This window comes from Mycobacterium sp. GA-1285 (assembly GCF_001499905.1).
Taxonomy (GTDB): domain Bacteria; phylum Actinomycetota; class Actinomycetes; order Mycobacteriales; family Mycobacteriaceae; genus Mycobacterium.
Map to the genome: position 1 here is coordinate 59,923 of NZ_LQIS01000023.1, position 25,596 is coordinate 85,518.

28 protein-coding genes are annotated in these 25,596 nt (G+C 67.2%); 17 read left to right on the plus strand and 11 right to left on the minus strand.

The genetic code is table 11. The annotated features are described in order from the left end of the window. Positions 1-6: 6 nt before the first annotated feature. Positions 7-801, plus strand: coding sequence for a type I methionyl aminopeptidase (gene map / locus AU193_RS14030; protein ID WP_064422975.1), 795 nt, complete (start codon positions 7-9; stop codon positions 799-801). A 15-nt stretch (positions 802-816) separates the two neighbouring features. Here the strand turns inward: map and AU193_RS14035 are convergent, their stop codons facing one another. Both AU193_RS14035 and AU193_RS14040 read right to left on the minus strand, forming a co-directional pair. Continuing rightward, complete coding sequence (locus AU193_RS14035) at positions 817-2,307, minus strand: catalase (RefSeq protein WP_156425208.1); 1,491 nt, start codon at positions 2,305-2,307, stop codon at positions 817-819. Beyond that, a complete protein-coding gene (locus AU193_RS14040) occupies positions 2,304-2,750 on the minus strand; it encodes a Fur family transcriptional regulator (RefSeq protein ID WP_064422976.1) in 447 nt (148 codons plus the stop codon). Before AU193_RS14040 ends, AU193_RS14035 begins: the two co-directional genes overlap by 4 nt. A 156-nt stretch (positions 2,751-2,906) precedes the next feature. On the opposite strand from AU193_RS14040, the gene AU193_RS14045 reads away from it, so the two are divergent. From AU193_RS14045 to AU193_RS14080, 8 genes are all read left to right on the plus strand, one after another. After that, complete coding sequence (locus AU193_RS14045) at positions 2,907-3,368, plus strand: MarR family winged helix-turn-helix transcriptional regulator (protein ID WP_064422977.1); 462 nt, start codon at positions 2,907-2,909, stop codon at positions 3,366-3,368. 62 nt (positions 3,369-3,430) lie between these two features. Then, the gene (locus tag AU193_RS14050) at positions 3,431-3,946 is read left to right on the plus strand and encodes a sigma-70 family RNA polymerase sigma factor (RefSeq protein WP_064422978.1); all 516 of its coding nucleotides are present in this window, start codon (positions 3,431-3,433) and stop codon (positions 3,944-3,946) included. Beyond that, complete coding sequence (locus AU193_RS14055; protein WP_064422979.1) at positions 3,943-4,668, plus strand: zf-HC2 domain-containing protein; 726 nt, start codon at positions 3,943-3,945, stop codon at positions 4,666-4,668. The genes AU193_RS14050 and AU193_RS14055 overlap by 4 nt, the downstream gene beginning before the upstream one ends. A 71-nt stretch (positions 4,669-4,739) precedes the next feature. Then, positions 4,740-6,446 (plus strand): thiamine pyrophosphate-binding protein, encoded by a 1,707-nt coding sequence (locus tag AU193_RS14060; protein ID WP_064422980.1) that lies wholly within the window; start codon positions 4,740-4,742, stop codon positions 6,444-6,446. Further along, positions 6,427-7,092 (plus strand): hypothetical protein, encoded by a 666-nt coding sequence (locus AU193_RS14065; protein WP_064422981.1) that lies wholly within the window; start codon positions 6,427-6,429, stop codon positions 7,090-7,092. The genes AU193_RS14060 and AU193_RS14065 overlap by 20 nt, the downstream gene beginning before the upstream one ends. 6 nt (positions 7,093-7,098) lie before the next feature. After that, complete coding sequence (locus AU193_RS14070; protein ID WP_064422982.1) at positions 7,099-8,109, plus strand: 3-oxoacyl-ACP synthase III family protein; 1,011 nt, start codon at positions 7,099-7,101, stop codon at positions 8,107-8,109. Next, a complete protein-coding gene (locus tag AU193_RS14075; protein ID WP_064423146.1) occupies positions 8,109-9,143 on the plus strand; it encodes a histidinol-phosphate transaminase in 1,035 nt (344 codons plus the stop codon). The genes AU193_RS14070 and AU193_RS14075 overlap by 1 nt, the downstream gene beginning before the upstream one ends. Positions 9,144-9,182: 39 nt before the next feature. Beyond that, complete coding sequence (locus AU193_RS14080) at positions 9,183-9,698, plus strand: MarR family winged helix-turn-helix transcriptional regulator (RefSeq protein WP_064422983.1); 516 nt, start codon at positions 9,183-9,185, stop codon at positions 9,696-9,698. A gap of 78 nt (positions 9,699-9,776) precedes the next feature. Here the strand turns inward: AU193_RS14080 and AU193_RS14085 are convergent, their stop codons facing one another. Both AU193_RS14085 and AU193_RS14090 read right to left on the minus strand, forming a co-directional pair. After that, positions 9,777-11,015, minus strand: coding sequence for a GAF domain-containing sensor histidine kinase (locus AU193_RS14085; RefSeq protein WP_064422984.1), 1,239 nt, complete (start codon positions 11,013-11,015; stop codon positions 9,777-9,779). Continuing rightward, positions 11,012-11,674, minus strand: a complete 663-nt coding sequence (locus AU193_RS14090; protein WP_064400549.1) for a response regulator transcription factor — start codon at positions 11,672-11,674, stop codon at positions 11,012-11,014. The genes AU193_RS14085 and AU193_RS14090 overlap by 4 nt, the downstream gene beginning before the upstream one ends. 125 nt (positions 11,675-11,799) lie before the next feature. On the opposite strand from AU193_RS14090, the gene AU193_RS14095 reads away from it, so the two are divergent. Next, the gene (locus AU193_RS14095; RefSeq protein WP_064422985.1) at positions 11,800-12,609 is read left to right on the plus strand and encodes an HAD family hydrolase; all 810 of its coding nucleotides are present in this window, start codon (positions 11,800-11,802) and stop codon (positions 12,607-12,609) included. Positions 12,610-12,655: 46 nt separating this feature from the next. Beyond that, positions 12,656-13,351 (plus strand): nitroreductase family protein, encoded by a 696-nt coding sequence (locus AU193_RS14100; protein WP_064422986.1) that lies wholly within the window; start codon positions 12,656-12,658, stop codon positions 13,349-13,351. Positions 13,352-13,358: 7 nt separating this feature from the next. Here the strand turns inward: AU193_RS14100 and mmsB are convergent, their stop codons facing one another. The 7 genes from mmsB to AU193_RS14135 all read right to left on the minus strand — a co-directional run bounded on the left by mmsB (position 13,359) and on the right by AU193_RS14135 (position 21,982). After that, positions 13,359-14,234, minus strand: a complete 876-nt coding sequence (gene mmsB, locus AU193_RS14105) for a 3-hydroxyisobutyrate dehydrogenase (protein ID WP_064422987.1) — start codon at positions 14,232-14,234, stop codon at positions 13,359-13,361. Between the two features lie 12 nt (positions 14,235-14,246). Next, complete coding sequence (locus AU193_RS14110; protein ID WP_064422988.1) at positions 14,247-15,413, minus strand: acyl-CoA dehydrogenase family protein; 1,167 nt, start codon at positions 15,411-15,413, stop codon at positions 14,247-14,249. A gap of 20 nt (positions 15,414-15,433) precedes the next feature. Next, positions 15,434-16,954, minus strand: a complete 1,521-nt coding sequence (locus tag AU193_RS14115; protein WP_064422989.1) for a CoA-acylating methylmalonate-semialdehyde dehydrogenase — start codon at positions 16,952-16,954, stop codon at positions 15,434-15,436. Positions 16,955-17,039: 85 nt separating this feature from the next. Beyond that, positions 17,040-17,882 carry an LLM class F420-dependent oxidoreductase gene (locus AU193_RS14120; protein ID WP_064422990.1) on the minus strand — a complete coding sequence of 281 codons (843 nt, stop codon included), beginning with the start codon at positions 17,880-17,882 and terminating at the stop codon, positions 17,040-17,042. Between the two features lie 22 nt (positions 17,883-17,904). Continuing rightward, the gene (locus AU193_RS14125; RefSeq protein ID WP_064422991.1) at positions 17,905-18,750 is read right to left on the minus strand and encodes an LLM class F420-dependent oxidoreductase; all 846 of its coding nucleotides are present in this window, start codon (positions 18,748-18,750) and stop codon (positions 17,905-17,907) included. Between the two features lie 38 nt (positions 18,751-18,788). After that, the gene (locus AU193_RS14130; protein WP_064422992.1) at positions 18,789-20,282 is read right to left on the minus strand and encodes an ATP-binding protein; all 1,494 of its coding nucleotides are present in this window, start codon (positions 20,280-20,282) and stop codon (positions 18,789-18,791) included. Then, entirely contained in the window at positions 20,282-21,982 is a 1,701-nt protein-coding gene (locus AU193_RS14135; protein WP_064422993.1) for an FAD-dependent oxidoreductase, read from the minus strand. Before AU193_RS14135 ends, AU193_RS14130 begins: the two co-directional genes overlap by 1 nt. Positions 21,983-22,183: 201 nt before the next feature. On the opposite strand from AU193_RS14135, the gene AU193_RS14140 reads away from it, so the two are divergent. The 6 genes from AU193_RS14140 to rpsD all read left to right on the plus strand — a co-directional run bounded on the left by AU193_RS14140 (position 22,184) and on the right by rpsD (position 25,529). Continuing rightward, positions 22,184-23,401, plus strand: coding sequence for a S9 family peptidase (locus AU193_RS14140; protein ID WP_064423147.1), 1,218 nt, complete (start codon positions 22,184-22,186; stop codon positions 23,399-23,401). A gap of 191 nt (positions 23,402-23,592) precedes the next feature. Further along, entirely contained in the window at positions 23,593-23,814 is a 222-nt protein-coding gene (infA, locus tag AU193_RS14145; RefSeq protein ID WP_003418601.1) for a translation initiation factor IF-1, read from the plus strand. A gap of 36 nt (positions 23,815-23,850) precedes the next feature. Continuing rightward, positions 23,851-23,964, plus strand: a complete 114-nt coding sequence (rpmJ, locus tag AU193_RS22845) for a 50S ribosomal protein L36 (protein ID WP_003879483.1) — start codon at positions 23,851-23,853, stop codon at positions 23,962-23,964. Positions 23,965-24,113: 149 nt separating this feature from the next. Continuing rightward, the gene (rpsM, locus tag AU193_RS14150) at positions 24,114-24,488 is read left to right on the plus strand and encodes a 30S ribosomal protein S13 (protein ID WP_064422994.1); all 375 of its coding nucleotides are present in this window, start codon (positions 24,114-24,116) and stop codon (positions 24,486-24,488) included. Positions 24,489-24,494: 6 nt separating this feature from the next. Beyond that, the gene (gene rpsK / locus AU193_RS14155) at positions 24,495-24,911 is read left to right on the plus strand and encodes a 30S ribosomal protein S11 (RefSeq protein WP_064345641.1); all 417 of its coding nucleotides are present in this window, start codon (positions 24,495-24,497) and stop codon (positions 24,909-24,911) included. A 12-nt stretch (positions 24,912-24,923) separates the two neighbouring features. Then, positions 24,924-25,529, plus strand: coding sequence for a 30S ribosomal protein S4 (rpsD, locus tag AU193_RS14160; RefSeq protein WP_064400557.1), 606 nt, complete (start codon positions 24,924-24,926; stop codon positions 25,527-25,529). Positions 25,530-25,596: the final 67 nt, after the last annotated feature.

The following is a 25,596-nucleotide window of genomic DNA, read 5'->3' on the forward strand; positions in this document are numbered from 1 at the left end:
GCCGATATGGGCCTGATGGGCCTGCGCGGCCGCAAGGTCGTACCGCAGCGCACCCCCGGTGAACTCGACGCGATGGCGGTCGCCGGAGCCCTGGTGGCGTCGGCACTGGCCGCGGTGCGTCGAGCCGCTGCCCCCGGTGTCTCCACACTGGCGCTCGACGAGGTTGCCGAGTCGGTGATCCGCGACGGCGGCGGTGTGCCGTCCTTCCTCGGGTATCACGGGTATCCGGCGAGCATCTGCTCCTCGGTCAATGACCGTGTGGTGCATGGCATTCCGTCCGCACAAGAGACGCTCGCGCCCGGCGACCTGGTGTCCATCGACTGCGGCGCGATCGTCGACGGCTGGCACGGCGACTCGGCGATCACGTTCGGTGTCGGGACGCTCATCTCCGTAGACGAGGCGTTATCGCAGGCCACCAGGGAGGCCATGGAGGCGGGCGCCGCGGCGATGGTGCCCGGTAACCGGCTCACCGACGTTTCCCACGCCATCGAGACGGCGACGCGCGCCGCCGAGAAGCGGTACGACCGCAAGTTCGGCATCGTGGACGGCTACGGCGGCCACGGCATCGGACGGCAGATGCACATGGACCCGTTCCTGCCCAACGAGGGCGCTCCTGGCCGCGGACCCTATCTGGCGGTCGGCTCGGTGTTGGCCATCGAGCCGATGCTGACGCTGGGCACCACCAAAACGGTGGTCCTCGACGACGAGTGGACCGTCGTCACCGCGGACGGCTCGCGGGCGGCGCACTGGGAGCACACCGTGGCCGTCACCGAGGACGGGCCACGCATCCTCACGCAGTAAGCCGCCCGCCGAGTCTCACCCCTCACCCATGCCCTGGACCGGCTGGCTCACGGCGTCGGCCCGCACGGCCTTCTCGATGCGGGCCCCGAGGTCGTCGTCGACATTGCGCCAGTAATCTAGCGACCGGTCGAGCACCTCGCCGGTGACCCCCTCGAGGCTGCCCGCGATGGTTTCGACCGCCGCGGTGCGTTGCGCGTCGTTCCACACCTTGCGCACCATCGTGCCGGCTTGCCCGAAGTCGTCGTCTTCGGCGTGCAACGAGTAGGCCGAGCGCACCAGTTCGGCGTCTGCCTCCCAGCCGTCCTCGGCCGGGCCGGTGGTGTCCGACCACGGCCGGCCACCGCTGTTGGGCGCATACACCGGTGCCGCGCCCGAGTGGTGGTAGGCCATCTGGCCGTCGAACATGTAGGAGTTCATCGGAACGCCGTCGCGCGGCTGGTTCACCGGCAACTGGTGGAAGTTGGTGCCGATGCGGTTGCGCTGTGCGTCGCTGTACGCGAACGCGCGACCGAGCAGCATCTTGTCCGGCGACAGCCCGATACCGGGCACCGTATTGCCCGGGGAGAACGCCGCCTGTTCGATCTGGGCGAAGAAGTTCTCCGGGTTGCGGTTGAGCGTGAAGGTGCCGACCGGGATCAGCGGGTAGTCGGCGTGCGGCCACACCTTGGTCAGGTCGAACGGGTTGAACCGGTAGTCGGCCGCCTCTGCGTAGGGCATCACCTGTACAGAGAGCCGCCAGCTCGGGTGCTCGCCGCGGTTGATCGCATCGAAGAGGTCCCGGCGGTGAAAGTCGCTGTCCTCACCGGCCAGGGCAGCGGCCTCGGCGTTGGTGAGAAACTCCAGACCCTGGTCGGTGTGGAAGTGGTACTTCACCCAGAACTTCTCGCCGGAGGCGTTGACCCACATGTAGGTGTGCGAGCCGTAGCCGTTCATGTGGCGCCAGGTCCGCGGCAGGCCGCGCTCACCCATCAGGTAGGTCACCTGGTGGGCGGACTCGGGGTTCAAACTCCAGAAGTCCCACTGCATCTGCGACGACCGCAGACCGGAGTCCGGCAGCCGCTTCTGGCTACGGATGAAGTGGGGAAACTTCATCGGGTCGCGCACGAAGAAGATCGGTGTGTTGTTGCCGACCAGGTCGTAGTTGCCTTCAGAGGTGTAGAACTTCAGCGAGTAGCCGCGTACGTCGCGCCACGTGTCCGGGCTGCCCTGCTCGCCGGCCACGGTCGAAAACCGGATCAGCAGGTCGGTTTTCGCGCCCTTCTGGAACAGCGCGGCCTTCGTGAACTGCGAGACGTCCTCGGTGGCCATGAAAACGCCGAAGGCGCCCGACCCCTTGGCGTGCGGGCTGCGTTCGGGCACCCGTTCGCGGTTGAAATGCGCCATCTGCTCCAGGAAATGCACGTCGTGCAGGACGAGTGGTCCGTTGGAGCCGACGCTGAGCGTGTTGCGGTCACTGGGGGCCGGTGCGCCGGTGCCGGTCGTAGAACCGAATTTCGAAGCGGTCATGGGAATCTCCATTCAGGTGGTTGTGTGCTGCTTTTGCAGTCGGGGCACAGGCCCCAAAAGGTCACTTCGGCCTCGTCGATCACGTAGCCGGTGGCGCCGTCGGCATGTAGGCACGGGGCTTGCCCGGTGGCGCAGTCGATGTCGTCGATGGCGCCGCAGGATCGACAGACCACGTGGTGATGGTTGTCGCCGGTCTGCAGTTCGAAGCGGGCGCGTGAGCCGGCCGGCTCGACGCGGCGTAACAGGCCCGCGCCGGTGAGGGCGTAGAGCACGTCGTAAACCGCTTGTGTCGACAGGGATCCGATGCGCCGGCGTGCTCCGTCGGCGATCTCTTCGACGTCGGCGTGCGGACGCTTCTGCACCTCGGCGAGCACCGCGAGTCGCGGTTTGGTGACGCGCAGCCCCGCGGCCCGCAGCTCCTCGTGCCAGCGAGTCACGGACATACGGCCCTCCGGATACTTGAACCAGTCAAGAATCCAGTGTGCCCCAAACACTTGCATTATGCAAGACTTGTAAAACGCAATACCTGGACGCCAGCTGTGCTGATAGGACGCGGCTGCGTGCGATACTTCCGGCATGCACACGCGCGGACTACCGATGTGACCAAGACGCCGAAAGAAGAGCTGACGGCGTTCGAGGTCGCGGCCAGGGACCTCGTGGGCCTGGCGCTGCGCAGCGTCGAAGAGGTCGACGTCTCGCTGCCGCAGTTCCGGTTGCTGGCGGTGTTGCAGCAGCATGGTCGGTCGACGTCGACGGAATGCGCCAAGGCGCTCGGCGTGGTCGGGTCGACGGTGACGCGGTTGGCCGACCGACTCCATGCGTCGGGTCACCTGGTGCGCGGTTCGGATCCGTCCAACCGCAGCGTCGTCACCCTGGAACTGACGGCCCAGGGGCGCAAACTGGTGCGACAGGTGACCGCTCGTCGTCGCCGCGAACTCGCCCGGGTGCTGGACCACATCGATCCGGCCGAGCGTGCGGCGTGCGCGGCGGTGCTGCGCACTCTGCATGAGCGGTTCGCCGACAGTCAAGCCGGCGCCCGGCGCAACTCCGTCCCGCTGTGAGGACACAGCGCGAATACTGAACCGGACGACCGCCAACCTCGTGTCTAGAGCGGAGGTTGATATTGGACGACCCGGAAGCGACCGTCATGCGGGTGCTCTATGCCGAGCACGCCGGCGCGATCTGGCGTTATGCGGTTCGGCTGACGGGCGATACGGCCCGGGCGGAGGATGTCGTGCAGGAGACGCTACTGCGGGCGTGGCGACACCCCGAGGTGACGGCCGACGGCTCGAGGTCGGCACGGGCGTGGCTGTTCACCGTGGCTCGCAACCTCATCATCGACGAGACGCGCAGCGCCCGCTTCCGCAGCGAGTCCGGCACTGCCGACATGGAGACGACCGCGGATCGGGCCGGGCCCGACGAGGTGGAGGCAGCGTTGAACCGGATCATGCTCGGCGAAGCCATCGGTGAACTGTCCGAGGATCACCGCGCGGTCATCAGCCGTGCGTACTACCAGGGCTGGACCACCGCCCAGATCGCAGCCGACCTTCACATCGCGGAAGGCACCGTGAAATCGCGGCTGCACTACGGGGTGCGAGCGCTCAAGCTCCGGTTGGAGGAGATGGGGGTGACACGGTGACGGCATTCGAGCCGATCCTCGGCCGAGTGGACGACGATCGGTACGCGACATGGGACGCCGCCTACGTTCTGGGTGCGCTGTCGGAACAGGAACGCCGCGAGTACGAGGCGCATCTCGGCAAGTGTGCGCGCTGCACGGCCGCCGTGGCCGAACTGCGCGACATCCCCGACCTGCTGAGCACGGTCGAGCCCGCCGAGTTCGACGGTCTCGCGCCGGTGCAGGCCGAGCCGCCCGCGGAACTGTTGGACGGGCTGTTGCACACGGTGCGTGCCCGACGCAGGCGGTCGCGGTGGATGGCCTCGGCCGCCATCGGCTTGGCCGCCGCGGTACTGGCGGTCGGCATCGCGATCCTGGTCCGTCCAGAGACGTTCGGGTTGCAGACCGGTACGCCGCCCCAGGCGTCGGGTCAGCAACTGGAGATGACCAAGGTTTCCGAGACACCGATCAATGCGACCATCTCGATGACAGGGTACGGCTGGGGCACCCGGATCGACATGGCATGCACCTATGGCGACTGGGGCCGACGCGATGCGCCGCCGCAGAACCTGGGGATGGTTGTCGTCGGCCGTGACGGCAGCCGCAACCAGGTGGCGACGTGGCTGGGGCTGTCGGGCGCCACCGCACTGCCGAGCGCCACCACGCCGATGCAGATGACCGAAATCGCCGCCGTACAACTGGTTTCCCCCGACTCCGGTCAAGTGCTCCTCGAACGTTCGCTGTGAATGTGCTGAACCGATGAACTTCAGATGCCCGGCCACCGTGTCCCTCATCGAGCCACGAAAGTAGGTGAGAGATGGGCCATCGAGTCGTCGACCACATCATCGACTATCTTGCGGTGATCGGCGTGCGGTTCGTCTTCGGTGTCGACGGCGCCAACATCGAAGATCTCTACGACGCGGCATACCGCCGTTCCGACATCGACGCCGTACTCGCCAAACACGAGTTCTCCGCGGCCACCATGGCCGACGGATACAGCCGCAGCGGCTGCGGCATCGGCGTGGTGGCCGCCACATCCGGTGGCGGCGCTCTGAACACCGTTCCCGCACTGGGTGAGGCCCTCGCCAGCCGGGTACCGGTGCTGGCGCTGATCGGGCAGTCGCCGAGCGCACTCGACGGTCGAGGGGCGTTCCAGGACACCAGCGGCCGCAACGGCGCCCTCGACGCACACGCGCTGTTCTCGGCGGTGTCGGTGTACTGCCAGCGGGTCCTCACGCCCACCGACATACGGACTGCGCTTCCCGCCGCGATCGAGGCTGCGCGGACCCGGCGGGGACCTTCGGTCCTGCTGTTGCCCAAGGACATTCAGCAGGCCGAGATACCGGTCAACGGCGGCGTGGTGGTCGGCGAGCGCGCCGGTGTGCCGCCGGTTTCCCCACAAGCGATCGCACGGGCGCTTCGCCGTGCGGAAGGTCCCGTCACCATCGTTGCGGGAGAACAGGTTGCGCGGGACGACGCGCGCGCCGAACTCGAGGCGCTGCGCGGGCTGCTGCGCGCCCGCGTGGTCACCGTGCCCGACGCGAAGGACGTGGCGGGCACGCCGGGTCGGGGCTCGTCGTCCGCGCTGGGCGTGAGCGGTGTGATGGGTCATCCGAACGTCGCCTCGGCGATCGCCGACAGCGCGTTGTGCCTGCTGGTGGGCACGAGGATGACGGTGACGGCGCGGGCCGGCCTTGACGACGCCCTGGCTGCGGTGCCGGTGTATTCGATCGGTTCTGCGCCACCGTATCTCTCCTGCACTCATGTGCACACCGACGATCTTCGCGCCTCGCTGAGGGCGCTCGGCGACGCCCTGACGGGTGCGGGCAGGCCGGCACGCCTGCGGGTGCCCGACACGGTGGCACGTTCGGTGTTGCAGCCGCCGCCCCATCACGGACCCGGCGTCCGGTACCGCGACGCGATGGCCGTACTGGACGCGATGTTGCCGGACGGAGTGGACATCGTGGTCGACGCCGGCAACATCGGCGCGGCGGCGATTCACCACCTGCCGGTGCGGCGGGACGGCCGGTTCGTCGTCGCGCTCGGCATGGGGGGCATGGGTTACAGCTTCGGGGCGGGAATCGGAATGGCTTTCGGCCGGGGTAGGCGGACGCTGGTGATCGCCGGCGACGGCAGTTTCTACATGCACGGCATGGAGATTCACACCGCGCGCCAGTACGGCCTGCCGGTGACGTTCCTTCTGTTCGACAACCACGCGCATGCGATGTGCCTCACTCGCGAGCAACTCTTCTACGGCGACCGCTACAGCTACAACCGGTTCGGGCCGAGCCGGTTGGGGGCCGGGCTGGGTGCGATGTTTCCCGGGCTGCCCACGACCGACATCGAGGACATCGCGTCGCTGCCCGCCGCGCTCACGACCGCGCTCGAGACCGACGGCCCCGCGGTCGTCGGCGTCGAATGTTCTGCCGACGAGGTACCGCCCTTTGCGGCGTTTCTCGACGGAGCCAACGTCAAACCGTCTGCCGCAGAGGAGATCCGGACCCATGCCCTTGCCCGCCCTTGACGACATCACCGCTCATCGCGGCACCGTCGACCCGTTGGACGGCCTCATTCGCATCGAGACGTCGCCGCGTGAGAAGGCCACCCCGATCATCATGGAGATGATGCGGTCGGTCTATCCGCACGACTTCGTCTACGGCCAGTACTGCACGGTCAACGACTACATCGACTGTCCGCCCGCCGAGTTGTTCGAATACCTGTCCGACACAAGGTGTCTGGAGGAATGGACTTACAGCCTGCGCGGTTTCACCCCGACCGAGGAACAAGGGCTGTGGGTGGCCTACGACCGACTGGGTTCACAGACGCAGATCTTCACCCGCACGGTGGCCAACGAGGCGGCCATGACGGTGGATTACCACTGCGCGTGGGATCAGGGCAGACACCTGTGGATGATCTACCTGATGCGCGTCGTCGACGCACAGGTCGTGTTCGACAAGCCCGGTTCGGTGGTGCTTTGGACCAACTGTCATCACCCGTTCTACGACCGCAACCCCTATCCGGAGTCCGCCCCGCCGGAGCGGCCGGTATGGGTGGGCGACTTCTGGGACATGTTCGGACCGGGCCATCTGCTCGAGTTGCGCAATCTCAAGGCCATCGCCGAGTACCGGCACCGCAACGGCCTTCCCGTGACGCCCGATTGGATGAGGTGAGCTCCGATGTCCGTCAGCCTTGTGGATGTCTCGACGTACCTGCCGGGTGAACCGATCGGCGCCGAATACTACGCGCAGTTCGCCGAATCCGACGATCTGCGGGACAACCTGATGTTTCGCGCCCCCCGGTTCCGCCATCATGTCGCACCCGACGAGACGGCCGTCGACATGGTCGAGCGTGCCGCCGCCGGCCTGATCGAGCGTCACGGCCAGGACGCTGTCGCCGGCGCGGACGTCCTGATCACCCACACCCAGATGCCCGACGTGCCGTTCTACGGCGGCGGCGGCGCCATGGCGCACCGACTCGGCATGAAGCCGACCTGGGTGCTCGATCTGCACAACGGCGGCTGTGCGGCGTTCGTGTTCGGTCTCCAGGTGGCCCGGCAACTGTTGTCGTCCGGCGCGGGCCGCACAGCGCTGATCGCCGTCGCGCAGAACGCCGCCGGGCAGGCGTTCGACCAACCGGGTGTGCGGCGCAAGGCGCAGGCGGCGGTGCCCGGCGACGGTGCAGCCGTCGGACTCGTGGCGGTGTCCGAGCAGTCGCCGATCCTCGACGTGGAGTGTCGTACCTACGGCGAGTTCGCCGGCGACATGACGGTCACCTCCGACCCACCGCGAAAGTGGTGGCAGCCGGGTCCCGGGGAAGGCTACATCGGCTTCACCGAAAGCAAGATCACCAAGGTGCTGGCGCGGGGTAACCGGCAGGTTCCCGAGGTGTCGTACGCGGTGTGCGACCGCATCGGGGTCAAGCCCTCCGATCTGAACCTGCTCGTCACCAATCAGCCGAACCGGGTTTTCCTGCGTAACTGGCGTGAAGCGCTGGAACTGCCGGCCGAGCGTCACGTCGACACCTTCGACGAGTGCGGCAACCTGTTCGCCGCGGGCATTCCGGTCAACCTGGATCGCGCGATCGACAGCGGCCGACTCAGGCCGGGTGAGGTTGTGTTGATGGCGGCGTTCGCCCATGCGGGTGATTTCGCCGGGGCGGCCGCGGTGCGGTGGGGCGGTCGCGGCTGATGGCGGAACCGAGTCGCAGCGGAGTCGAAGCGCTCGGTACGTTGCCCCCCGCGATGAACCCAATAGCGCTGTCGCTCAACGAGAATCCCTTTCCGCCTTTACCGTCGGTGCGCTCGGCGCTGGGCGCGGCGATCGAGGCGGCCAACCGGTATCCGGAGTATCTGCCCGAGCGGCTGCGCTCGTTGATCGCTGCACACAAGGGTCTGTGCGACGAGCAGGTCGTCGTCGGAGCCGGCGCCACGGGTGTGATCATGCAGGTCCTGCAGGCGGTGACCGATCCTGGCGACAGGATCGTCATGGCCTCGCCGACGTTCGACGGATATCCGATCTTCGCGCAGATGGCCCGGCTGGAAACCGTCACCGTCGCACTGGACGCACATGGTCACCACGATTTCGATGCGATGGTGACGGCCGCAGACGGTGCCAAGGTCGTGGTGGTATGCCGTCCGCACAACCCGACCGGCACCATCGAGTCCGCCGCCGGGCTCGAGCGGTTCATTCGGCGTCTGTCGCCTCAGACCGTCGTCCTTCTCGACGAGGCCTACGCCGAGTTCTTGGCGCCGGAGTGCCGGATCGACGCCGTGGAACTGGTCGCGCGATACCCCAATGTGGTGGTAGTGCGGACGTTTTCGAAAGCGTACGGCCTGGCCGGACTCCGCATCGGATACGGATTCTGCGCTCCCCGGCTGGCCCGCCGACTGTGGACCATGCAATTGCCGTTCGGCATCGCGATCACCGCGCTCGTCGCCGTGGCGGCGTCCTTCGACGCCGAAGCCGAGCTTTACCAACGCATCCGGATGATCACCAGCGAGCGCCGATACCTGCGCATGCGGTTGCGGTCGATGGGGGTGTACAGCACCGAGAGCCACGCCAACTTCGTTTACGTGCCGGACTGCGGGCGGGCCTGGGGGCAGGTGTTCGAGGCGAGCGGAGTGCGCGTCCGTAAGTACGCCGACGGCGGTGTGCGCATCACCGTGGGTGACCGCAGATCCACCCGCGCCGTGGTGGCGGCGGTAGCCGAGGCCATGCGCTGAAATCTGCTGGCCGCGTCGGCCGATGCGGTATGAAGAGGCGTGGCCTTCCAATCGCCGCGGCCGGACGACGACCGTGACCCGATCGCGCTCGCGCGGGCCAACTGGGAGCGCAGCGGGTGGGGTGATGTGGCCGACGGCATGGTCGCGGTCACGTCGGTGATGCGGGCCCACCAGATCCTGTTGGCCCGCGTGGAAAGTGCCCTGCGGCCCTACGACCTGAGCTTCTCGCGGTTCGAGTTGCTGAGGCTGCTGGCGTTCAGCCGCAACGGCGAGCTCCCGATCACGAAGGCCTCCGACCGGCTGCAGGTGCACGTCACCAGCGTCACGCACGCGATCCGGCGACTGGAGGCCGATGGTCTGGTCGAGCGGATTCCCCATCCGACCGACGGCCGCACAACGCTGGTGCAGATCACCGACCTCGGCCGCTCGACCGTCGAGGACGCCACGGTCACACTGAACAAAGATGTCTTCGCCGACATCGGAATGTCGGCCGCCGAGTCACGAGCGCTGGCGGAGTCGATCCAGACGCTGCGCCGCAACTCCGGGGACTTCTAGACTGTGCCGATCGTGCGGATTCATACACGGCGCGCCGCTTTGGCGTATGAAATCACACACTCGCCGCGGCGACGGACGCTACTGCGGTACCGACGGTAGCGGGATGGTCGCCGTCACCGCGGTCCCCGCGCCGGGGCGTGACCGGATGTTGAGCCGACCGCCGACGATCTCGGCGCGCTCGGCCATCGAGAGCAGACCGTAGCCGCCCATGTCGTCACCGCCCAGCGGGTGCTCGAAGGTGTCGAAACCGACTCCGTCATCGACGATCTCGAGACGAGCGACATCGCCGCTGTCGCCGGGGTCGACGGCGAACAACAGCCGAGCCGAGCTGGCCCTGGCGTGTTTGACGACGTTCTGCAGGCATTCCTGCGCGATGCGGTACAGCGCGAGCTCGATGTGGTCGGGCAGGCGGCGCTCGGCCACCTCGACCTCGATGCCGATCTGCGGGATCGACCGGGCGAGGCTGGCCAGCCCCCCTGCCAGGCCGAGGTCATCGAGAACCGGCGGGCGCAGCCCGCTGATCGCCGCGCGGGCCTCCTGCAGTGTCAGGTCGACGAGTTCGCGTGCCTTGCCGAGCTGTTCGGCGACGATCGTGGGGTCGTCGGATCGGGTCGCGGCGTCCAGCCGGTAGGACAACGTCACCAGCCGCTGGGAGATGCCGTCGTGGATATCGCCTGCGAGCCTTCGCCGTTCGAGTTCTTGAGCCTCGATCACCTGCTCGACGAAGTTCTCGTGCGCCCGTTCACGGGCGACCAGCTGTCGGTGCAGGCGGGCCTGATGCATCGCGCCTGCGATGAGCCTGCCGATCACCACGAGCAGTTCGACGTCGCGCTCGGTGAACTCGCGACGCTCGACGGTGTGCACATTCAGCACACCGACCAGCCCGCCGGGGTCCGTCTCCATCGGCACCGACACCATCGACGTGAAATCCGAGCCGCGCAGCGACTGGAACGGCATGTAACGCGGATCGGACTCCTTGTCCTGCGTGATCACCACGGGCTCCCGGTGGCTCGCCACCCAACCCGAGATACCTTGTCCCAGTGGCAGTCTGATCTTGCCGATCTCGGCGTCGAAGGGCGGTGTGGCGCCCGCCAGCGTGAGCGACCGGTCGCTGTCGTCGAGGACGTGTACGAAGCACACGTCGCTGGCGGTGGCCGCGGTGATCATCCGCGCCGCCGCGGCCGCAAGCGGTTCGACGCCGGGACCCTTGGAGGCCGCCTGGATCAGCTCGCGCAGCAGTCCCAATTCGCGGTCGGCGGCCAGCGCGTACTGGCTCAGATCACGCACCGCGTCCGACGGGCCCGAACCCGTCGTCACTTGAAGATTCCCTCGCGCAGGGCCGTGGCGACAGCGCCCGTTCGGTCGCTGACGCCGAGCTTGCGGTAGATCGAACTGAGGTGTGTTTTCACGGTCTCGTCGCCGATCACCAGTTTGGCGGCGATCGCCCGGTTCGACAGCCCGTTGACGACGAGAGACAAGATCTCGCTCTCGCGCTGGGTCAGCCCTTGGCGCGCGCCCGGCCAGAATTCGTCACGCTGCAAGCGCGCCGCGGTGTCAACGGCCCTGGCCGCCATGCCGGGGTCGATCGCGGTCTCGCCGCGATGGACGAACTCCAGCTGCCGCACCAGTTCGTCGCTGCTGATGCTCTTGAGCAGATATCCGGACGCCCCGACGCGGAGGGCCTGGAACAGGTACTGCTCGTCGTCGTAGACCGACAGCATGACGATCTTGCGGGCGGCGTTGCGTTCACGCAGTTCGGCGCACAGGTCCAGGCCGCTGGCACCCTGCATCCGCACGTCGCACAGCACGATGTCGGGATCGAGATCGTCGATGACGGCGACCGCGCGCTCGGCGCCGACGGCTTGCCCGACGACCTGCACCCGGTCGGCGAACGCCGCCAGCATGGCCTTGAGGCCCTCGATGACCATTTCGTGGTCGTCGACCAGCACAAGACGCACCGGAGGGCTGCTCGGCATGCACCTACCTTAGAGGTGCCATTTCCCAGGTAAGGGACGATGGCGGCCCCCGGCGGAGCTAATCGCCACCGCCGATCCCCCGATTGGGGGAGGAATTCCCGAGTGATGGCGACCACGCTCTACGTATGCCGACAACGCAGGAGACGACATGGCGCGCGGGCCGGTTCTGGTGGGACAGTGCCCCGCCCAATTCCGCGCGGGGTTCCGGTGCCGTGCGTGGTCTGGTGTTCGACCTCGACGCGCTGACCGACATCGAATGTGACGGCCATCGGGTCGCCTACAACGCGGCCTTCACGACGCACGGGCTGGATTTCCAGTGGTCGGTACCGCGCTACCGACAGTTGCTCGCGCTCACCGACGAGCGGCAGCGCGTCGCCGCCGAGCTTCGTAAGCGGTGCGTGGCCACCGAGGCCGACGTGCTCACCAAGCTGCTCGCCGACGAGATCTACACCACCAAGACCATGCTGTTCGACGAGTTGATCCTCGAACGCGACCTGTCTCCGCGCCCGGGGCTGGTCGACTTCGTGATGGATGCCGTCGGTGCCGGCGTACAGGTCGCCGTCGTGGTGAACGGTCAGCGTGGGTGGGCCGAGCCGCTGGTGCGTCAACTCGCCGGTGAGGGCCTGGTCGAGGTCGTGGTCGCCGCCGAGGACGTCGTCAAGCCGATGCCCGACCCGGAGGCGCACCGGCACGCGTTGTGGGAGCTCGGCCTGGCCGCCGAGGACGCGTTCGCCATCACCGGTTCGGCCTCCGGACTGCGGGCGGCCAACGCCGCTGGAATGCCCACGCTGGTGATCACGGGGGAGGGCACCCCCGACATCCCGGCCGCGGTCGCGGTGCGGCCCGACTACGGTGGCGCGAGCCCGCTGCGCCTCGCCGATTGCCAGCGCCTGCACTCCAACTGGTCGCGTAGCCGTAAGCAGACGGCCGCGTAGCCGACTCGCCGCCGCCGGACGTCCGCGTCAGCGGTAGTTTCGACGGATGGCCGACATCCCCACCACCGAAGAAGCGCTCGCCCGCCTCGACATGCCGCTGGTCGAGGCGATGATGACCCAACGTGCGGTCCGCCGCGTCCTTCCCGACCCTGTCGACGACGCCGTCGTGCTGAAGTGCATCGAGTTGGCGCTGCGGGCTCCCACCGGGTCGAACGGGCAGAACTGGGAGTTCATCGTGGTGAAGGACCAGGCCGTCAAAGATCAGCTCGGCAAGCGGTATCGGCAGGCCTGGTCGCTCTACGGCGGGATCGGCCGGCGTCTCGCCGCCGGTGACGAATCGATGCAGAAGATTTTGCGGGCCGTGCAGTGGCAGGTCGACCATTTCAGTGAAATTCCAGTCCTCGTCGTGCCGTGCCTGCGCGGCGGTGCGCGGTTGCCGTACATGCCGTCGCCGTTCGTGGGTGAGTCGTCGTTTTTCGGGTCGATCTACCCCAGCGTGCAGAACCTGCTGCTCGCTGCCCGGGCGATGGGGCTCGGTGCGTCCCTGATCACCCTGCCGCTGTGGAGCGTGACATCCGCCCGGCGAACCCTGGGCCTGCCGCTGACGGTGACACCCGTTTGCGTCGTGCCCATGGGCTGGCCGCGTGGCCGGTACGGGCCGACGACCCGCAAGCCGGTCGGGCAGGTGGCCCACCTCGACAAGTACGGCGAGCGCGCCTGGGTCGACGCCGACGATCGATGACGCCTCGTCAGTTGCCCCGCAGCAACTCGATCACCGCGCTGAAGTCCTTGTCGGCGTGGTCGGCGGCGAACTTCTTGTAGATCTCCGCGGCGTGGCTGCCCAGCGGGGCGTTCGCACCGGTCGACTCGACCGCGGCCATGGCCAGGCCGAGGTCCTTGTTCATCAACGCGGTGGCAAAGCCGGGTTTGAAGTCGTTGTTGGCTGGTGACGTCGGAACCGGCCCCGGCACAGGGCAATTGGTGTGCACGGACCAGCAGTTGCCGGTGGCGCCGGTGATCACGTCGAACAACGCCTGCGCCGAGAGGCCCAGTTTCTCGGCGAGCACGAATGCCTCGCCGATCGCGATCTGTTCTACGGCGAGCACCATGTTGTTGCACAGTTTGGCCGCCTGGCCGGTACCGGAGGCGCCGCAGTGAATGATCTTGCCGGCCAACGGCTCCAGCACGGGCCGGGCGCGTTCGACCGCGGCGTCCTCGCCGCCGACCATGAACGCCAGAGTGCCCGCGGTCGCCCCTTTCACCCCGCCCGACACCGGAGCGTCGAGTTGCGCGAATCCGCGCTGGAGCGCCTGCTGGTGGACGGTGCGCGCGTCGTCGACGGAGATGGTGGAGGTGTCGATGAACAGCGCATTGTCCTTGGCGGCCGGAAGTACCTCGGCGTAACACGCTTTCACGATGTCGCCGTTGGGCAGCGAGGTGATCACGACCTCGGCGTCGGCGACCGCCTCAGCGCCGCTGTCGAATACCGACACACCCTTGCCGGCGGCCGCCGATTTCAGCGCGGGTTGGGGGTCGAACCCGTGCACCGTCTGACCGGCGGCCACCAGGTTCGCCGCCATCGGGCCACCCATGTTGCCCAGCCCCAAGAACGCGATCGTCGTCATTGGTGACCCCTTCTACGCGGTTGCCCGGACCTTGGCGGCCTGCGACCGCCCGATGACCACGCGCATGATCTCGTTGGTGCCCTCGAGGATCCGGTGTACGCGGAGGTCGCGGACGATCTTCTCCAACCCGTACTCGTTGAGGTAGCCGTAGCCGCCGTGTAGCTGCAGTGCCTGGTCGGCGACCGTGTAGCAGGCATCGGTGACGTAGAGCTTGGCCATCGCGCACAGCTCCACCTTGTCCGGGTGGTTATCGTCCAGCGCAGACGCCGCACGCCACAACAGGTTTCGTGACGTCTCCAACGCGGTGGCCATCTCGGCCAGGGTGAACCGGATGGTGGGCTCGTCCAGAAGTGGGCCGCCGAACGCCTCGCGGTCACGGACGTAGGCGGCGGCCTTGTCGTAGGCGGCCTGCGCACCGCCGAGCGAACACGCCGCGATGTTGATGCGTCCGCCGTTGAGTCCGTTCATCGCGATCCCGAAGCCGGTGCCCTCGCCGTCGGCGCCACCCAGCATCGCGTCGGCGGGTACCCGGACGCCTTCGAAGATCACCTGGGCGGTGGGCTGCGCGTGCCAGCCCATCTTCTCTTCGTCGGCCCCGAAAGTCAGCCCGGGAGCGTCCTTTTCGACAAGGAAGGTCGAAATGCCTCGTGGCCCCTCGCCGCCGGTGCGGGCCATCACCACGTACACGTCGGAGGATCCGGCGCCGGAGATGAACTGCTTGACCCCGTCGAGAACGTAGTGGTCGCCCTCCCGAACGGCCTTGGTGCGCAACGCGCTCGCGTCGGATCCGGCGCCGGGTTCGGTCAGGCAGTAGCTGGCGATCAGCTCCATCGACGCCAGCCGCGGCACCAGGCTCTTGCGTTGTTCGGGCGTGCCGTAGGTGTCGACCATCCACGTGCACATGTTGTGGATGGACAGGAACGCCGCGACCGTCGGATCCGCCGTCGCGAGTTGCTCGAAGATCCGCACGCCGTCGAGCCGGCGCAACCCGCTGCCACCGACGTCCTCGTTGCAGTACACCGCGGCCATTCCGAGTTCGGCGGCCTCGCGCAGCACGTCGGTGGGGAAGTGGTGCGTCTTGTCCCACTCCAAAGCGAACGGCGCGAGCCGCTTCTCGGCGAACGCGGCCGCCGTGTCGGCGATCACCCGCTCGTCGTCGTCGAGGCCGAAATAGTCCATGCTGCCGGTGTTCTCGTGCGCTACTTCATGGTCGGCAGCACGAACTCCGCGCCGTCCTTGATTCCGGAGGGCCACCGCTGCGTGACGGTCTTCGTCCTGGTGTAGAACAGGATCGAATGCGGACCGTGCTGGTTGAGGTCCCCGAAACCGGACCGCTTCCAGCCGCCGAAGGTGTGGTAGGCCACCGGAACCGGGATCGGCACGTTGACGCCGACCATCCCGACCTGCACGCGTGACACGAAGTCGCGGGCCGCGTCGCCGTCGCGGGTGAAGATCGCCACACCGTTGCCGTACTCGTGCTCGGAGGGCAGCGCCAGTGCCTCGTCGTAGTCTTTCGCGCGCACGATGCACAGCACCGGCCCGAAGATCTCGTCGGTGTAGATCGACATGTCGGTGGTGACGTGGTCGAACAGGGTGGGGCCGATGAACCAGCCGTTCTCCAGGCTGTCGTCACCGAATTGCAGTTCGTCACTGGCGCGTTCGCGGCCGTCGACGACGATCTCGGCGCCCGCCTCGACGCCGGCGTCGATGTAGCCGCGCACGCGCTGAAGCGCCGCCTCGGTCACCAGCGGCCCGTAATCGGCCTTGGGGTCCAGGCTGTGGCCCACCCGCAGGTTGTTGATCCGCTCGACGAGCCTGGCGCGCAGGCGATCTGCGGTCTCGTCGCCAACCGGTACCGCGACGCTGATCGCCATGCAGCGCTCACCCGCACTGCCGTAGCCGGCGCCGATGAGCGCGTCGACGGCCTGGTCGAGGTCGGCATCGGGCATCACGATCATGTGGTTCTTCGCGCCGCCGAAGCACTGTGCGCGCTTACCGTTTGCCGTCGCGCCCGCGTAGATGTACTGCGCGATGTCGGAGCTGCCGACAAAGCCCACCGCCTGGATCACCGGGTGTTCGAGGATGGCGTCGACGGCTTCCTTGTCACCCTGCACGACCTGGAAGACGCCGGGGGGCAGGCCGGCCTCCAGGAACAGTTCGGCCAGCCGGACCGGCACCGACGGGTCTCGTTCGGACGGCTTGAGGACGAACGCGTTGCCGCACGCCAATGCGGGGCCGGCTTTCCACAGCGGGATCATCGCCGGGAAGTTGAACGGGGTGATGCCCGCAACGACACCGAGCGGCTGACGCAGTGAGTACACGTCGATACCCGGACCCGCGCCCTCGGTGTACTCACCCTTGAGCAGATGCGGGATGCCGACGCTGAACTCGATGACCTCGAGGCCGCGCTGGATGTCGCCGAGTGAGTCGGCGTGGGTCTTGCCGTGCTCGAGAGACAGCAGTTGGGCGAGCTCGTCGGCGTTCTGGTTGACCAGCTCGATGAACTTCATCAGCACGCGGGCCCGACGCTGCGGGTTCCATGCCGCCCATGACTTCTGCGCCTCGGCCGCACCGGTGACCGCCGCGTCGACATCGGCGGCCGACGCCATCACGACCTGCGCCTGCACCTGGCCCGTGCTGGGATTGAAGACGTCGGCGGTGCGGCCTGACTGGCCGTTGGTGCGCTTACCGTCGATGAAATGCGGAACCTGGGTGGTCATGAGCGTGCCCCTCACTTACTTAGATAGTTGGATATCCTAGTAATGCGGTGGCGGGTGATGCAAGGGTGTCGCGGAGCCGGTTTCGTCAGCCCTTCAGACCGAGCGGGCCGGCCAACTCGGTCAGCGTCGGAATCAGGACGTCCCATCCGCCGAGCACCTGGATCGCGACGTGGTCCGCCCCGGCGGCCAGGTGCTCGTCAAGGCGCGCGGCGATCGCTTCGGGTGTGCCGTGCGCGACCAGCGCGTCGATCAGTCGGTCGCTTCCGGGCTTGGCAACGTCGTCCTCGGTGAAGCCCAGCCGCTTCCAGTTGTTCAGATAGTTCGACAGGTTGAGGTAGAAATCGACTGTCTGCCTACCGATCTCGCGCGACGCCTCGGCGTCCCTTGCCAAGACGACCTTGTGCTCGGGGGCGATGAACACCGTGGGCCCGAGGAGGTTTCGCGCCTCTCCGGTGTGCTGCGGGGTCGTCAGGTACGGGTGCGCCCCGGCGCTGCGTTGCGCGGACAGCTTGAGCACTTTAGGACCCAGCGCGGCGATCACCCGCCGGCTCGTCGGCACCTTCTTGGCATCCAGCGCGTCGAGGTACTCGACGAGCACGTCGTACGGTTTGCGGTACTCCTCGGTGTGCTCGGGATGACCGATACCGATGCCGAGCAGGAACCGGCCGGGATACGCGTCCTCGACCCGGTGATACGCCTGGGCCACCTCGTCGGCCGACGCCGTCCACACGTTGATGATGCCGGTCGCGACCTGAAGATTCTCGGTGCGCTCGAGGATGGGTTCGACGTACTCGAGGTTGCCGGCAGGCGATCCGCCGATCCACACCGCGCCGTAGCCGAGTTTCTCGATCTCGACGGCCTGGTCGGGCTTAGGAACGCCGAACGTCCATACGCCGTAACGGCCGAGGTCGGGCTTGAGCTCAGTCATGCGGATCCCTTCGGTGGTGACGTCACTTCAGGCCGAGCGGACCCGCCAGACTGGCCAACGCGTCCACCAGCTTGTCCGGTCCGGTGAGCACCTGCACGGGCACGTGGTCGGCGCCCGCTTCCAGATGCTCGTTGAGCCGTGCGGCTATGGCGTCGACGGTGCCATACGCCACCACGGCGTCGACAAGCCGGTCGCTACCCGGCTTCGCGACCTCGTCGTCGGTGAAGCCGAGCCGTTTCCAGTTGTTCAGATAGTTCGTCAGATCGAGATAGATGCGCAGCGCCTTGCGGCCGACCGCGCGGGCCTTCTCGACATCCGTCGTCGGCACGACCTTGTGTTCTGGAGCGAGGAACGCCTCGGACCCGATCAGCTTGCGCGCCTCGGCGGTGTGTTCCGACGTCGTCAGATACGGATGCGCGCCCGCTGAGCGCTCCGCGGACAGCTTGAGCACCCGCGGTCCCAGCGCCGCGACCACACGCCGATCCTTGGGCACCCCGTAGTCGTCGAGCTTGTCCAGGTATGCGACGAGCGCGTCATAGGGTTTCTGGTATTCGGTGTGTGCTTCCGGGTGGCCGACGCCGATGCCCAGCAGGAAACGTCCGGGATAGGCCTTTTCGATGCGGTGGAACGACTCGCTGACGGGCTCCGCTTCGGCGGTCCAGATGTTGACGATGCCGGTCGCCAGCTTGAGGTTGGTGGTCGGCTCGAGAATCGTTTCGGCCCAAGACAATTCCGCTGCGGGTGAGCCGCCGGCCCAGATCGCACCGTAGCCGAGGTCTTCGATGTCGCGAAGCTGTTGGCGGCTCAGTTTCTGCCACTGCGAGTAGTGGCCGAACGCGCCGTACCTACCGAGATCGGGTTTCGTCATGGTCGCTTCAACCTCTCGGTGCCGAAGGGCTATTCCTGTTATCGGGCCGTGACGGGAAGGTCCGTCGCGGCCGGCGCCTCGGGGGCCGGCGCCACCAACGGCAGGTCGACGATGAACCGGGTATCGCCGGGCGAGGACTTGACGCGGATGTCGCCGTGGTGCTTTTCGACGACGATGCGCCGGGCGAGGTCCAGGCCGAGGCCGGTGCCCTCGCCGAACGGCTTGGTGGTGAAGAACGGCGTGAAGATGCGGTCGATGTTCTCCTCGGCGATGCCTTGGCCGTCGTCGCAGATCTCCACGCGGATCGTCTCGTCGTTCTTTCGCCGGGTGCGGATCGTCAACGTGCCCTCACAGTTCATCGCCTGGATCGCGTTGTCGATGATGTTGGTCCAGACTTCGTTCAAATCGCCTGGGTAGCACAACAATTGAGGCAGCGTGGTGTCCTTCTCCCACACCAGCCGCACGGGTTTGTCCTTGCCTACCTTGTCGCCGAAGATCGTCTTGATCGTGCTGTGAATCAGCTCGTGGACGTTGGCGGCCTGGTACTCGCTGCGGTCCATCTGGGAGTACTGCTTGGCGCCGGCCAGCAGCGCCGAGATCCGCTTGCTGGCGTCGGCGATCTCGTTCATCCGCAGTTCGGCGTCGATCGTGTACTTGAGCCAACCCAGTGCGCTCTGCAGCGTGGCCGAGCAGTCGACATCGTCGATCGAGGCCTGCACGCGTTCGAGCCAGTCGAGGTCCAGGCCTGCCTCCACGAACGTCGATGCGTAGTCCCAGGCGCCGGCGATGCCGCGGCTCTCGAGCCAGTCGCCGATCTGCTCTTCTCGGTCGGACAGCTCGAGCGCGGTGAGCTCTTGAGCCTTGGACTTGGCAACCTGCTCGGCCACTTCGTCCTGGATTCGTACCAGCACCCGCAGCGCTTCGGGGGTGAACTTGCCGTCGGCCAGCATCGCCAGCTTGTGTCGCATCTTCCCTACGCCCTCGCGCAGGTCGGCGACCGCGCGGGCAGCGGCCGCCGCGGGGTTGTTGAGCTGATGAGTCAGCCCCGCGGTGATCGTGCCGAGTGCCAGCAGTTTCTCGCGCTGGCCGAGAATCTGGCTCTGCCGCCGGCCACCGACACGGTGTCCCTCGAGCAGGTGCACGGCCATCGGGAACTCCGCCTGCATGAATTTCGCGAAGGCCTGCGCGTCGAGCACGAAGAAGCGAGACGGGCGCGTCACGCGGACCGAGGCTTCATAGAGGTGTTCCTCGCCGGGAACATAGGCCGACCACGCGCCGCAGTACACCCCGCGCTGGGACGTGCGATTGGTCTGGATGTCCACGCCGCCCGAGCGCTTCGACATCACCAGTTCACCGTCGAGCAGTACATAAAAACAGGTCGCCGGGTCGCCTTCGGTGCACACCGGTCCGGGTTCGAACGTGGTGATGTGGCCGTTGTCGCACAAGACCTGGAGTTGCCGCTCGTCGAGCGCCTCGAACAAAAACAACGTCCGTAGTTCGTCGGGTAGGCACCGGCTTTCTTCGTCGCCCATCACGCCTCCGCCAGGTACCGGTGCACCAACATCACCGCCATCGACCCTTCACCGACGGCGGCCGCCACCCGTTTGGCGGATTCCGAACGCACATCTCCTGCAACGAACACACCGGGCACGCTTGTTTCCAGGTGGTGCGGGGGACGGTCCAGCGTCCAGCCGGCGACCTTCGTCACATCCGGGCCGGACAGGATGAATCCGTGGTCGTCCTTGGCGACGAGGTCGAGCCAGTCGGTCCGGGGTTCGGCGCCGATGAAGCAGCACATCCGATCGCAGTGGACCCGTTCCTTGGTGCCCGCCCGCTTGTCGAGCAGGACCAGGCCCACGAGGTGGTCGTCCTCGCCGATCGTGTCGACGACCTCGGTGCATGTGCGCACCGAAATCGTCGGATTCTTCTCGATGCGCTCGATCAGATAGTGCGACATCGACGCCGCCAGCGACGGTCCGCGCACGAGCAGCGTGACCGACTTGGCCTTCTGCGACATGAAGATGGCGGCCTGGCCGGCCGAGTTGGCCCCGCCGACGATGTAGACGTCCTCACCCGCGCATTCGGCGGAGTCCGACACCGATGCGCCGTAGTAGACGCCGCGGCCGATGTAGTTACACCCGCTCTCGTCGGGGTCGTCCCAACAGCCCGGGACATCGCGCAACTGACGGTAGGCGACGCCGGTGGCGAGGATGACGGCCCGGGCCGCGATGGTTCCGCCGTCGGCGAATTCGATGGTGCGCGCCGAGCCGCTGTCGTCGGCGTGCAACCGGACCGCCTTGCGCGTCGTGATGACCTCGGCGCCGAATCGCTCGGCCTGCCGGCGTGCCGACGTGGTCAGCTCGGCACCCGAGACGCCCGTCGGGAACCCGAGGTAGTTCTCGATCCGGGAGCTGCGCCCGGCCTGTCCACCCGTCGTCGTCTCCTCGATCAGAACGGTCTTCAAACCTTCCGAGGCGCCGTACACCGCAGCGGCAAGCCCCGCCGGTCCGCCACCGATGACGGCCAGGTCGTACAGCTCGAGGGCTGGGTTGGTCGACAGCCCGAGCATCGCGGCGAGCTCGGCATCGGTGGGCTCGACGAGCGTCTGGCCCTGCTCGGAGATAACCACGGGCAACTGGAATTCGTCCAGTCCGGCGGCGTCAAGAAGCTGCTTGCCCTTCGGCTCGTCGGCCATGAACGAGCGGAATGAGTGCTGATTGCGCGCCAGGAACTGGCGCACCTGCCACGATCGCTCATTCCAGCGGTGACCGATCACCTTGGTGTGCGGGATCGCGCGGTCGCCCGTCTCCCGCCACGCTTCGATCAGCGCGTCGAGCACCGGGTAGAGCTTCTCCTCCGGCGGATCCCAGGGCTTGAGCAGATAGTGGTCCAGATCGACGACGTTGATGGCGTCGATCGCGGCGTGGGTGTCCGCGTACGCGGTGAGCAGCACCCGGCGGGCCATCGGATAGATGTCCATCGCCTCTTCGAGGAAATCGATGCCGCTCATCTGCGGCATCCGGTAGTCGGCGACGAACACCGCGACGGTTTCGCCGCGCAGCTTCAACTCGTTGAGCGTCTCCAACGCGTCGGGTCCGGACTCGGCACGCACGATGCGGAAGGCTTCGCCGTAGTGGCGGCGCAGGTCGCGTGCGACGGCGCGCGAGACGGCCGGATCGTCATCGACGCTCAGAATGACGGGTTTACGGGGCGTGGCGGAGGGGCCGGTCATCGGCTACAAGTATGCGCCCATCGTCCAGCGGATATCGCCCGTGGCGGTCGCGGCGGCGCAGACCTGGCCCGGCGTTGGTTGACCGAAGATGACCTATGGCCCTGCTGGGGCGACGGCTGCGTGGCTACTGTCGGAGGCGTGGGAACAGACGACATCGGTGTCGGCGCCGACGGCGGCGCACGGACACCGCACCGCTCTCCCGTGCCGCGGATACCGGCGCCGGCTCCCCTGCGCAATGCGGTGCAACCGCTGACGAGAACCGGCGGCTACTACGCGCGGTCGTGGCGTGACTACCTCTACGACGACCGCGATCAGACGCCGACCGTGCGGCCGACGGTCGCGTTGGCCGCCGAGGCGTTCCGCGACGAGGTGGTGCTGCTCGGACTGCGGGCGCGGCGGCCGCTCAGCGATCCCCGGGCGTTCGACCGGATCCACGGTGAAGTGGTGGCGGCGCTGGACTTCTACGGACAGCGCGGCTACCTCGACGATCCGGCGGCGTTCTTCACCGCGCCGGGGCCGCCGGCCGACCTGGTCGTCTCGCCGGTGCGCCGCCGCAACCGCTCCTATCACCGGCTGCGCTGGACCAGCGGGTACCGCCCGGATGCCGCCGAACCGGGCGCCGACCGTTGGCAGGGCTACGACGCCGTGTCCCGCGGCTACGGTCTGCTGCTGCGTCATCCCGAACCGCGGCCGTGGCTGGTGTGCGTGCACGGGACCGAGATGGGCCGCGCGGCGATCGATCTGGCGATCTTCCGGGCCTGGTACCTGCATGACGAGTTGGGTCTCAACGTCGTGATGCCGGTGCTGCCGATGCACGGCCCACGGGCGAAGGGGCTCCCGAAGGGGGCGGTCTTCCCCGGTGAAGACGTCCTCGACGACATCCACGCCACCGCGCAGGCGGTATGGGATGTCCGCAGCCTGCTGGCGTGGATCCGCCGCGAGCAGCCCGAAGCGCCGATCGGCGTGTACGGCCTGTCGTTGGGCGGCTTCATCGCGGCGTTGGTGGCCAGCCTCGACGACGCCCTGGAGTGTGCGGTGCTGGGAGTGCCGGTGGCTGACCTGGTCGGCCTGCTGGCACGGCACTCCGGCATGGGCAGTGAGGATCCGCGGATGGAGACGATCAGGCTCGCGGCGCCGCTCGGCCGGATGATCTCGCCGCTGTCGTTGTCGCCGCGGGTGCCGGGGGCCGGCCGCTTCATCTACGCGGGCATCGCCGACCAGGTGGTCCATCCTCGCGAGCAGATCGACCGGCTGTGGGAACACTGGGGGCGCCCCGAGATCGAGTGGTACCGCGGCGGCCACGCCGGCTTCTTCCGGTCCCGGCCGGTGCACCGGTTCGTGACGGCCGCGCTGGTGCAGTCGGGTCTCGTCCGCGGGATCGACGCGGAACCGGGTTGGCCCGAGACAGTGACAGGTTGACCGAGCAGTTCTGTGGCGATTTTGGGCCCCGCCGGTGGCCGAGTATCATTGACCAACGGTGCGTCGATCGCGCCGGCTCTTGCGTGCCCTGTCTGGAATTTCTGGCTACTGGCTCACGTTTGTAGTCGGAGGCGTTTGCCGTGCCGGCAGGCGCCAACGATTCAACGGACACGGAGGATCTCCGAGAGCTAATGGCCAAGAAAGACGGTGCCATAGAGGTCGAGGGCCGCGTGGTCGAGCCCCTGCCCAATGCGATGTTCCGCATTGAGCTGGAGAACGGACACAAGGTCCTTGCCCACATCAGCGGCAAGATGCGGCAGCACTACATCCGCATCCTGCCCGAGGACCGCGTCGTGGTGGAGCTGTCTCCCTACGACCTGTCCCGGGGCCGCATCGTTTACCGGTACAAGTAAAGACAGACACCCCAGAAGAACAGGATCGAACGAGCCGTGAAGGTGAACCCGAGCGTCAAGCCCATTTGCGATAAATGCAGGGTGATCCGCCGGCATGGGCGGGTCATGGTGATCTGCTCTGATCCACGCCACAAGCAGCGGCAGGGCTAGAACCCGCAAGCTGCCGACACAACTCAATGACGAAATCCCAGTACCACTGAGCGGATGCGCCGCTCACCAACGTCCGGCACGGAGGCCGGACCCCGCACAGGGAACGGACTGGGACAAGACCTCCGTATAGAAGAAGGAACACTGCTGCAATGGCACGTCTCGTGGGCGTTGATCTTCCGCGCGATAAGCGCATGGAGGTCGCCCTGACCTACATCTACGGCGTCGGCCGTACCCGCTCCCAGGAGATCCTGGACGCCACCGGCATCAGCCGGGACCTGCGCACGAAGGACCTGACCGACGATCAGGTGACCCAGTTGCGCGACTACATAGAAGCCAACCTCAAGGTGGAGGGCGATCTGCGTCGCGAGGTGCAGGCCGACATCCGCCGCAAGATCGAGATCGGCTGTTACCAGGGTCTGCGGCACCGCCGCGGGCTGCCGGTGCGCGGCCAGCGGACCAAGACCAACGCACGTACCCGCAAGGGTCCCAAGCGCACCATCGCCGGCAAGAAGAAGGCCAGGTAATCGACGATGCCACCCGCAAAAAAGACAGCGGCCGGCCCCAAGAAGGGGCAGAAGACCCGTCGTCGGGAAAAGAAGAACGTCCCGCACGGTGCCGCGCACATCAAGAGCACGTTCAACAACACGATCGTGACCATCACCGACCCGCAGGGCAACGTCATCGCCTGGGCGTCGTCGGGACATGTGGGCTTCAAGGGCTCGCGTAAGTCCACGCCGTTCGCCGCGCAGCTGGCCGCCGAGAACGCCGCCCGCAAGGCGCAGGAGCACGGCGTGAAGAAGGTCGACGTGTTCGTCAAGGGCCCGGGTTCGGGCCGCGAGACCGCGATCCGGTCGTTGCAGGCCGCCGGCCTCGAGGTCGGCGCGATCGCCGATGTCACGCCACAGCCGCACAACGGCTGCCGTCCGCCGAAGCGACGCAGGGTCTAGGAGGAACAACAGATGGCTCGTTACACCGGACCCGCGACCCGCAAGTCACGCCGCCTGGGCGTCGACCTGGTCGGCGGCGATCAGTCGTTCGAGAAGCGCCCCTACCCGCCCGGTCAGCACGGCCGCGCGCGGATCAAGGAAAGCGAATACCGCCTGCAGCTGCAGGAGAAGCAGAAGGCCCGCTTCTCGTACGGCGTGATGGAAAAGCAGTTCCGTCGCTACTACGAGGAGGCCAACCGGCTGCCGGGCAAGACCGGTGACAACCTGCTGCGCATCCTGGAGAGCCGGCTGGACAACGTCGTCTACCGCGCAGGCCTGGCCCGCACCCGCCGGATGGCGCGGCAGCTGGTCAGCCACGGTCACTTTCTGGTCAACGGTGTCAAGGTCGACATTCCCAGCTACCGGGTGTCGCAGTACGACATCATCGACGTGAAGGAAAAGTCGCTGAACACCGATCCGTTCGTGATCGCCCGGGAGACCGCAGGCGAGCGGCCGATTCCGTCCTGGCTTCAGGTCGTCGGTGAGCGGCAGCGAATCCTGGTGCACCAGTTGCCCGAGCGCGCACAAATCGACGTCCCGCTCACCGAGCAGCTGATCGTCGAGCTCTACTCGAAGTAAGGCTTCCCGCCGCCCGGATGGCGGTGTGGAATTCCCCGCTCAGCGGGGGAAGGAATGCGGCATCAAA